Below are 10,057 nucleotides of genomic sequence, written 5' to 3' on the forward strand. Positions count from 1 at the left end.
GTCGGCCACGGCCCACTGCCGTCACCGCCACCACCCGGAGCAGTCGTCGACGTGGTCGTCGTCGTGGACGTGGTGGTGGTCGACGTGGAGGTCGAAGTGGACGTCGACGTCGACGTCGGCCCGCCGCTCGACGGGATGAACGTCCACTGCTTGGTGGCCACGCTGTCGCAGGAGTTGGTCTGCACCAACGCGCCGACGGCCGTGGAGCTGTCCTTCGTGTTCATGCACTTGGTGCTGTTGGTGTCGATCACGCGGTAGTTGCTGCCGCTCGCGGTCAACGTCCACGTCTGACCGGGGCCGCCGGTGCAGGCGGCCTGCTCGATCGGCTTGCCCGCCGACGTCGACGCGTCCCGCACGCCGACGCACAGGCCACTGGAGACGGAGGTGATCCGGTACCCGCCGCTGACGGCCGTCAACGTCCACAGCTGACTGGACGCCGTGCCGCACGCCGACTGCTGGAGCTGCACGCCCGCGGTCGCAGTCGCGCCGGGGACGTCGAGGCAGTGGCCGCTGGCCGCGTTCTTCACCGTGTACGTCCCCGCGCCGATCGCCGCCTCAGCGGGCGCCGCCATCGGCCAGGACGCGAGGGTGGCGACCAGCGCCGCGGCGCCGGCGGCGGCGAACAGGCTCAGCCGCCATCGCGCGGCGCTCGGCCGCGGAGGTTTCCCGATCGGTCGGTGGACCGGTGTGCTCATGACAACTCCACTCTGACTTGCCTTGGACATCGGAACGGGCGGCCGACGTTTCCCCGGAAGTGCTTCCCGCACGCCGTCGTACCGGAAACCGCTTTCCCGGCGGATGTTAGATGCCGCGGAAGCCGCAGGTCAACAAGTGTTCCGCACATTTCCCCGCGCCGGGTGTCGAATGGAATCGAACGCCGAGGTAGCAGGCGTTCGATTCGATCAACGGCCACCGGCCGACCGAGCCGGGATCAATGCGCCCTGGTCATACCTGTGAACAGAATCGGTGCAGCGCGGTCACACTTGTGAACAATCAGACGACCGGAGACCGCCCACCGAGAGTAGTCAAGTCCACAGTGGACAGCGGAACAGAGGTTCACTGCAATGGCGGACTATTGCCCACATTGACGTCGGTAGAATTGAACCCATGAACAAAGGTGACATAGTTCCCGATTTCACGCTGCCGGACCACAAAGGAGAGGAACGGTCACTGGCGGAATTCACGGCGGCCGGTCCCGTGGTGGTCTTCTTCTACCCCGCCGCCATGACGCCCGGCTGCACCGCGGAGAGCTGCCACTTCCGCGACCTGGCGGCCGAGTTCGCCGCGGTGGGCGCCCAGCGGGTCGGGATCAGCGCCGACCCCGTCGACCGGCAGCGGGAGTTCGCCGACGCCAACGGGTTCGACTACCCGCTGCTGTCCGACCCGGACGGCGCGGTGGCCGCGTTGTTCGGCGTGCGGCGTAAGGTCGGGCTGCCGGGTCCGCTGGCCGCGCTGCGCACCCGGCGGTGGACGTTCGTCATCGGCGCCGACCGGCGGGTGCTGGAGGTCGTCAAGAGCGAGACGCGCATGGACGTGCACGCGAACCGCGCCCTGGAAGTCCTGCGCGCCGGATGAGCGAAGGCGCCCGGTGGCCGATGCCACCGGGCGCCCCTCGTCACCCGCCGACCGTCACACGCCGCTCGTCGAGTGGGCTTGCACCTTCCTGCGCGCCTCCCCCGGTCCCACCGGAATGACCACGTGGGTCGGCGGCGGCGCGAAGTCGTCCACGTGCGCGGTGAACGGGACGCCGTCGTCGCGGCACACGAACTGCATCACCTGGCGGCCCGCGGCGGCGGCGCGGATCAGGCCGCCCGTGGTCGCCCACACGCCCGACTGGTAGAAGTCGCGCAGCCCCGGCAGGCCGGGCCCGTACTTCTTCACCAGCTCCTCCAGCGTCTCGCCGCTGTCGACGAACGGCTGCCAGCCGAGCACCGTGCCGTCGTAGTTGCCGGTGTACCTGACCTGCGTGAGCGGGGTGGACAGGTCGCGGGCCACCACCGAGTCCGTGATGCCCGGGTAGCGCTTCTCGAGGTACCGCATCAGGGCCAGCCGGGTCTTCCGCTTGGTCGCGTAGTACTCGCGGCCGTGCTTGACGGGCAACGTGTGCAGCACCTCGCCGCCACGTCGTCGCGTCACCTGCTCCGGGAAGTCGTCCACCGCGCGCCACGGCGCGATGTCCGCGAAGTAGGTCATGTAGACCACGGTGGTGCCCTCGGGCGACAGCTCCGGGTAGTGCGCGCTGCGGAACTGGATGTTGATGCTGGCGTCCCGGATGCCGACGAGGTCGGCCTTCTCCTCGTCGGTCAGCAGGTGGGTGGTGCACGGGTCGCCCTCGGGCACGGGCCGGTTCAGGCCGAGGAACAGGCACACGTAACCGGGGAACACCATGCCGGGCTTCGCCATCGTCTCCGTGTACAGCTCCCGGTACTCGTCGTTGAGGTACCGGCCCTTGAGGAACTTCATCATCGTGGTGTGCCCGTCGGCGGCGGACACCACGACGTCGGCGCGGAACTCCCGGCCGTCGTCGAGCCGCACGCCGGCCGCCCGGCCGTCCTCGACGATGATCTCCTCGACCTTGGCGTTGTAGGTGACCTGCCCGCCCAACCGCAGGTAGCGCTGCTCGATGGACCGGGCCAGCCCCAGCGAGCCGCCCTCCGGGACGCCGGCGGACAGGTTCGCGTGCGAGGCGAGCTGGAAGTAGAACGGCAGCACCGGGAACGCGGGGTGCTTCTCGTAGAGCACGTAATTGAACGCCTCGCGCAGCAACGGGTCGCGGAACCGCGCCGAGTAGTCCGTCATGAGGGTGCCGATGGACTTGCGGACCACGTTGAAGTACGGGACGAACGAGGCCAGCATCCTCATCCGCTCCACCGTGCCCATGAGCCCGACCGGCTTGAGGAACGGGTACACCGCGAGCGCCCGGCGGAACTTGCGCAGGCCGCCGCAGAAGTCGCGGATCAGCTTGGCGTCGGCCGGGGACAGGTCGAGCAGGTGCGCTTCGAGCCGGTCGGGGTCGGAGTAGAAGTACACCGAGCGCCCGTCCCGGCCGCGCACGATGTTGAACACGTCGAAGTGGCGCATCTGCTTGCCCTGCAACGCGCCCAGCTCCAGCCAGATCTGGTGCATCTCGTTGCCCGGTCCGTTGCCGAGCAGCCAGCTGATGCAGCAGTCGAACGTGAACTCGCCGCGGTCCCAGGCGGTGCAGCACCCGCCGGGGATCTCGTGCATCTCGAAGATCCGGCTGTCGTAGTCGTTCATCTGGGCGTAGCACCCGGTGGACAGCCCACCGAGGCCGGCGCCGATGACGATCATCGTCTTGCGTCGCGCGCGGGTCATGTCCGTGACGTCCTCGCTGTCGGTCGGGCGGCCCGGGGGCGCTCGGTCCAGTTGTCCAGTTGGGGGAGGTCGCCGAGCTTGCCCGCTTGCCAGGGCTCGGCGCCGCGGCTCTCCTCGGCGTGGAACGGCACGCCCAGCTCGCGGCACAGGTACTGGGCGGCGAACCGCCCCGACGCCGCGGCCCGCAGCAGGCCGCCGCTGCCGACCCACTGCCCGGCGAGGTGGAAGCCGGCCAAGCCGGGCAGCGCCAGCCGGTCCTTGGCGATCAGGTCGTCCACCAGGTCGTCGGCCTTGGGCGACTTCCAGCCCAGGATCGAGCCCCGGTGGTTGCCGGTGTAGCGCTCGGTGGTGGCGGGGGTGGCCACCTGGACCACCTCCACCCGCTCGTCGATGCCGGGGAAGCGCCGTTCCAGGAACTCCCTGATGAACGCCGCCAGCTGCCGCTTGAGGTCCCAGTAGGCCCGGCGGTCGGTGGACCTCAGCGCCTTCCACGTGTCGTAGTCGCTGAAGTAGGTGCAGTGGATCAGCGACCGGCCCTCGGGCGCGAGCCCCGCGATCAGGCGGGACCGCAGGTGCACGACCAGGCTCTTCTGCAGCACGCCGGGCAGGCGGGCGACGTCCTCCTCCGGCAGGAGGTACGTCGTGCTGACCGGTTCGTCGGCGGCCACGTCGCCGCGGAAGCCGACGAACACCGACACGACCGCCGGGTACAGCTGCTCGGGGTCCGGCGCCACCTCGGTGAACAAGGTGTCCAGCCGCGGGTTGGTGTACTCGCCGCCGAGGAGCTTGGTCACGGTGGTGTGCACGTCGCCGGCCGCCACGACGTGGTCGGCGTAGTGCCGTTCGCCGTTGCGCAGCTCCACGCCGACCGCGCGCCCGTCCTCGACCAGCACGCGGGTGACCTTGGCGCGGAAGTCGATGCGCCCGCCGAGGCCGAGGTAGCGCTCCTCGACCGACCGGGCCAGGCCGAGCGACCCGCCCTGCGGCATGCCCACGTTGCCCTTGTGCGCCTCGGCCATCGTGTAGTGGAACGGGATGAGCGCGAAGGTCCGCGGGTCCTGGTAGAACATGTTCCGCAACGCCGCGGCCAGGAACGGGTCGCTCAGGCTGTCGGCGAAGTCGGCCATCTGCGTGCCGCCGGTCCGCCGGAACAGCCCCAGCGCGGGCAGCACCTTGCCGAGCATCCTCAGCTTCTCCCGCCACGACATGAGCGGCGTCGGCGTGAGGAACGGGTGGATCTCCAGCCGGACGAAGCGGCGCAGGTCGGCGCAGAACCGCCGGATCTTCGCCGCGTCCGCGGGCGAGCACGCCTCCAGCTCCGCCTGGAGCCGGTCGGGGTCGGTGTGGAAGGTGACCGAGCGGCCGTCCTCGGCGACCACCCGGTTGATCTCGTCGAACCGGGTGATCGCCTTGCCGTCCAGCGCGCCCAGCTCCCGCCAGACCTGGTTGGCCTCGTTGCCGGGCGCGGTGCCGTTGAGCCAGTCGATGCAGTAGTCGAACAGGTAGCCCTCGCGGGCCCAGGCCGTGCAGCAGCCGCCGGGCAGCACGTGCGACTCGAAGATCCGCGTCTCCAGGCCGCTCATCTGCCCGTAGCAGCCGACCGCCATGCCCGCCATGCCCGCGCCGATCACGATGACGCGCGGCCGGTCGCCGGACGTCCGCGTCCGCCGGTCCCAGGGGACCCTGGTGCTAGGCGACATCGCGGGCGCCTCCCGCGGTGAGGACGCCGCGCAGCAGGTCGGCGTTGTGCGCCAGGTGCTCGCCGTCGAGCATCTCGGCGTGCGCGCCGGACCCGGCGAGCACCGTGGTGCCCGCGGCGGAGCTGCCGTGCCACGTGCCGTGCTCGGACGCGGCGTAGAACTCCACCTTGTGCTCGTCGGAGATCACCGTGACGGGCCCGGACACCGTGCCGACGTTCGGCGTGCGGCTGGAGTGGTGCAGGTACTCGCGGGCCTGCCGCATGGTCTCCTCCGCCACGGTGGCGGAACCGGTGTGCCGGTGCAGGTGCGCGGCCAGCTCGTGCTCGAACTCGGCGACGTGCTCGTCGGCGAGCGTGAACCGCTCCGGGATGCGGTAGGAGTCCATGATCACCACGTGCGCGGCGGCGTGCCCGCGCCGTTCCAGCTCCTTGGCGACCTCGAACGCGAGGTTGCCGCCGAGCGAGTAGCCGAACAGGCGGTACGGCCCCTGCGGCTGGACGGACTCGACCAGGTCGGCGTACTCGGCCACCTTCCCGTCACCGGACACGTAGTTGAACGCGGTGAGCCGGAACTCGGACAGGTGCCCGGCCAGCAGCCGGTAGACCAACCCGTGGCCGCCCGCGGGCGGGAAGCAGAACAGCGCGGCCTCCCGGTCGGGGTTGAACACGAGGTACGGCTTGGCGCCGGCGATCTGCCCGGTGACGATGTGCTCGACCGTCTTCGCCATGCCGCGCAGGGTGGTGACCCGGAACAGCAGGCTGACGGGGATGGTGATGGCGAACTCGGTCTGGAGGTGGTGGATCAGCTCGATCAGCGCGATCGAACTGCCGCCGGACTCGAAGAAGTCCTGGTCCAGGCCGACGTGGTCCACGGCGAGCAGGGACTGCCAGTGCTTGGCGGTGCGGACCTCGTACAGGGTGACCGGCGGCTCGTGGTCGGCGGCGTCCGCCGCGACGGGCAGCGGCAGGGCGTCCACGTCGACCTTGCCGTTGGCGGTCAGGGGCAGTTCCGGCACCGCCACGAGGTGGGCGGGGATCATGAACGTCGGCAGGTACTCGCCCAGGTGGGCGCGCAGGGCGCGGGGGTCGAAGTCGGCGCCCTCCGCCGGCACGCAGTAGGCGAAGAGGGTGTCCTCGCCGCGCGCGTCGGGACGGACCAGCACCACCGCCTGGGCGACGCCGGGCCAACGGGTCAACCGGCTCTCGACCTCGCCGACCTCGACCCGGTGACCGTGCACCTTCACCTGGCCGTCGGCCCGGCCCAGCAGTTCGACCACTCCGCCCGCCGTCCAGCGGGCCAGGTCTCCGGTGCGGTACAACCGCACCTCGCGGCCGTGCAGCTCACGGGTGGCGAAGCGCAGCGCGGTCTGCCCGGGGTCTCCGAGGTAGCCCGCGGCGACGCCGTCGCCGCCGATCCACAGCTCGCCGACGACGCCCTGCGGCACCGGCTCTCCCCGCTCGTCCAGCACGTAGAGCGCGGTGTTCGGGAACGGTCGGCCGATCGGCACCACGCGGCCGGGTTCCAGGTCGTCGACCGGCCCGTCGAAGTAGGTGCTGTCGATCGTGGCCTCGGTGAGGCCGTAGGAGTTGACCAGCCGGGTGTCCGGGCCGCACAACGCCTTGAGCCGCCGGTACTCCTCGACCTTCCACACGTCCGAGCCGACGACGACCAGCTTCATGAAGTCCAGCCGCGCGCCGGTGCGGTCGCAGTGGTTCATCAGCCCGCGCACGACGGCGGGGACGAACTCGGCCGCGTCGACGTGCTCGGCCACCATCGTGTCGTGCAGGCGGGCGGTGTCGAAGAGCAGGTCGCGCGACACCAGCACCAGCGAGCCGCCCGAGCACAGCGCCCGGACCAGGTCGCCCGTGAACACGTCGAACGCGAAGCCCGCCATCTGCAGGTGCACCCGCGCGTCGGTGTCGAGCCGGTACTCCTGCCGCCACGCGGCGAACGCCGACGCGAGGTTGCGGTGGTCGACCCGGACGGCCTTCGGCGTGCCGGTGGACCCGGACGTGAAGATGACGTACGCGGGGCTGTCGAGGTCGACGGGCTCCAGCCCGGGGCCGCCGTCCACGTCGAGGGCGAGGTCGGCCACGTCGGTGACCGGCACGGGCAGCCCGGTCAGCCGGTCGCGGGTGCGCGCGTCGGCCAGCAGCAGCGCGGCGCCGGCGGTGCGGACCATGTGGTCGAGTCGTTCGGCCGGGTAGTCCGGGTCCAGCGGCAGGTAGGCGCCACCCGCCTTGAGCACGGCGAGCAGCGTCACGACCAGGTCGGCCGACTTCTCCAGGCACAGCGCCACCACCGACCCGGCCCGCACGCCCTCGGCGCGCAGCACGCGGGCCAGCGCCGTGGACCTCCGTTCCAGTTCGGCGTAGGTGAGCCGGTCGGCGCCCGTGTCCGTCGGCGTGACCACCGCGACGGCGTCCGGGGTGGCCGCCGCGGCGGCGGAGATCAACGTCGTCACCGGCGCGTCGGCGGGCGCGGTGCGCGTCACGCCGCTCCACCCGTCGAGGATGTCCGCGCGCTCGTCCTCGCCGAGCAGGGTCAGCTCGGTGACGGGCTTCTCGGCGGGCGCGCGGGTCAGGCTGTCGAGCAGCGTCACGTAGTGCCCGGCCATCCTGCTCACCGTCTCGGCGAAGAACAGGTCGGTGTTGTACTTGAACGCGCAGTGGAAGCGCCGGTCCGCCTCGTCCTCGTAGACGGAGAGGGTGAGGTCGAACTGGCCTTCCTCCTCCGGCAGCTCGACGTACTCCAGGCGGTAGCCGTACTTCTCGGTCGACACCTTGTGCGCCAGGAGGATGAACATCGCCTGGAACACGGCCGACCGGCTCGGGTCGTGGCGCAGCCCCAGCTCGTCCACCAGCAGCACGAACGGGTACTCCTGGTTGTCCAGTCCGTTGAGGACGGTCGAGCGGACCTGGCCGAGCAGGCGGCCGACGTCGAGGTCGCCGGACAGGTCCGCGCGCAGCGGCAGCGGGTTGACGAAGTAGCCGTAGACGGAGCCGAACTCCTTCTCCGTGCGGCCGGTGACGGGGCTGCCGACGATGATGTCGTCCTGCCCGGAGTAGCGGCTGAGCAGCACGTAGTACGCGGCCAGCAGCACCACGAACACCGTCACGTCGTGCTCGCGGGCCAGGTCGTGCACCCGCGCGCTCAGCGCGGTGTCCAGGACGAAGAACTCCGAGGCGCCGTTGTCGGTTTGCACGACCGGCCGCGGCTTGTCGGTCGGCAGGTTGAGCACGGGGGTCCGCTCGGGCAGGTGCCCGCGCCAGTACTCCAGCATCCGACCGGCGTCCGGGCCGGCCAGGAACCTGTTCTGCCAGTTGAGGAAGTCAAGGTACTGCGCGGTCGGCTCGGGCAGCTCCACCGGCTCGCCCCGGCGCAGGCCCTCGTAGACGGCCAGCAGCTCCTCAATGAACGTGAAGGTGGAGATGGCGTCGGAGACGATGTGGTGCACCGCCTTCATGATCACCCAGCGGTCCGGGCCGCGGCGGAACAGCCGGAAGCGGACGAGCGGGTCGCGCTCCAGGTCGTAGGGCGCGCGGTACTCGGCGATGATTATCCGGTAGATCTCGTCCCAGTCCCGGTCGGCGACGTCGAACAGCGCGACGTCGGCCTCGACGGACGCCGAGATCTGCTGGACCGCCTGCCCCTTCTCCATCGTGAAGTTGGCGCGCAGCAATGGGTGCCGAGCGATCAGGGTGCGCACGGCGTCGAACATCAGCTCGGGGTCGAGTTCCGCGGTCACCTCGACCGCGCCGCCGATGTTGTAGGCGAAGCCGTCGGGGTTGAGCTGCTTGAGGAACCACAGCGCCTTCTGGTTCTGGGTCAGCGGGAACCGGTGCTCGTCGGTGAACACCTCCACCGCGGTCTCCTCGCGGTCGCCGGTGGCCGCGTGCGCGATCAGGCCGGCGTGCACCTGGTCGATCAGCTCGGCCACGGGGCTGCCGCTGAGCAGCGCGACCACGGGCAGGCTGACCCGCAGCTCGGTCGTGATCCGGGCCCGCAGCTCCATCGCCAGCAGCGAGTCCAACCCGGCGGCGGTGAGGCCGGACGACGGCTCGACCTGCTCCGGCGGCACCCGCAGCACGGTGGCCACGATGCCGGTGAACCGCTCGGCCACCAGCGCGCGGCGGGTCTGGGCGTCGGCGTCGCGGAACGCGTCCAGGAAGCTGCCGGACTCCGCGGGCGCGGTGTCGGCGGCCGCGGCGGCGAGTTCGCTCACCAGCGGCGGCGGCGTGCCGTACCACGAGAGAAAGGCGGGCCAGTCGACGACGGTCGCCACCAGCAGTTGGGCGTCCTCCTGGCCGATCACCCGCTCCAGCGCGGCCATCCCCGCTTCCGGCGACAGCGAGCTCATCCCGCGGCTGACGCGGTAGTGCTCGACCAGCCCCAGCTCCTCGATCATGCCGGTGGCCCACGGCCCCCAGTCGATGCTCAACGCGGGCAGGCCCTTGGCACGGCGGTGGTGCGCCAAGGCGTCCAGGAAGGCGTTGCCGGCGGCGTAGTTGGCCTGTCCCGCGGTCGTCAGCAGCGACGCGATCGAGGCGAACAGCACGAAGTGGTCCAGCGGCTCGTCGCGCAGGTGCTGGTGCAGCAGGTGCGCGCCGACGACCTTCGGGTCGTGCACCGCGTCGAAGCCGGTGCGGTCCATCGCCGGGACGAGCGTGTCGCGTACGTGTCCGGCCAGGTGGAACACGCCCCGGATCGGCTGGGCGTGGTCACGGCGGTAGTCCGCCAGCCACGACACGAGCGCCGGCTCGTCGGTGACGTCGATGGGCGCCAGGATCACCTGCGCGCCCAGGGCTTCCAGGTCGCGCACGAACCGCACCGCCCGCCCGGCGGCGCTGTCCCGGTCGAGCATGCTCCACCAGGCGCGTTCCGGCAGCCGCGTGCGGCCGACGAGGACCAGCCGGCGCGCGCCGCGGGCGGCCAGCGTCCGGCAGAGCAGCCTGCCCAGCGCGCCGAACGCGCCGGTGACCAGGTAGCTGCCGTCGGAACGCAGGCGCAGCGGCAGCGGG

General features: G+C 71.1%; 5 protein-coding genes. 1 reads left to right on the top strand and 4 read right to left on the bottom strand.

Features of this window, described 5'->3' with window-relative positions; all coding sequences use genetic code 11:
* A partial coding sequence (locus ACFQ3T_RS30595) for an RICIN domain-containing protein (protein WP_380728562.1) occupies nucleotides 1-695 on the bottom strand: 695 nt, incomplete at its 3' end.
* A gap of 412 nt (nucleotides 696-1,107) precedes the next feature.
* On the opposite strand from ACFQ3T_RS30595, the gene ACFQ3T_RS30600 reads away from it, so the two are divergent.
* Nucleotides 1,108-1,575 (top strand): peroxiredoxin, encoded by a 468-nt coding sequence (locus tag ACFQ3T_RS30600; protein ID WP_380728564.1) that lies wholly within the window; start codon nucleotides 1,108-1,110, stop codon nucleotides 1,573-1,575.
* 54 nt (nucleotides 1,576-1,629) lie between these two features.
* Here the strand turns inward: ACFQ3T_RS30600 and ACFQ3T_RS30605 are convergent, their stop codons facing one another.
* From ACFQ3T_RS30605 to ACFQ3T_RS30615, 3 genes are all read right to left on the bottom strand, one after another.
* The gene (locus ACFQ3T_RS30605; RefSeq protein WP_380728566.1) at nucleotides 1,630-3,336 is read right to left on the bottom strand and encodes a phytoene desaturase family protein; all 1,707 of its coding nucleotides are present in this window, start codon (nucleotides 3,334-3,336) and stop codon (nucleotides 1,630-1,632) included.
* Nucleotides 3,333-5,036 carry a phytoene desaturase family protein gene (locus ACFQ3T_RS30610; RefSeq protein ID WP_380728568.1) on the bottom strand — a complete coding sequence of 568 codons (1,704 nt, stop codon included), beginning with the start codon at nucleotides 5,034-5,036 and terminating at the stop codon, nucleotides 3,333-3,335. The genes ACFQ3T_RS30605 and ACFQ3T_RS30610 overlap by 4 nt, the downstream gene beginning before the upstream one ends.
* A partial coding sequence (locus ACFQ3T_RS30615) for an amino acid adenylation domain-containing protein (RefSeq protein ID WP_380728571.1) occupies nucleotides 5,026-10,057 on the bottom strand: 5,032 nt, incomplete at its 5' end. The genes ACFQ3T_RS30615 and ACFQ3T_RS30610, both read right to left, overlap by 11 nt.

Source organism: Saccharothrix hoggarensis (genome assembly GCF_042678885.1).
Classification (GTDB): domain Bacteria; phylum Actinomycetota; class Actinomycetes; order Mycobacteriales; family Pseudonocardiaceae; genus Actinosynnema; species Actinosynnema hoggarensis.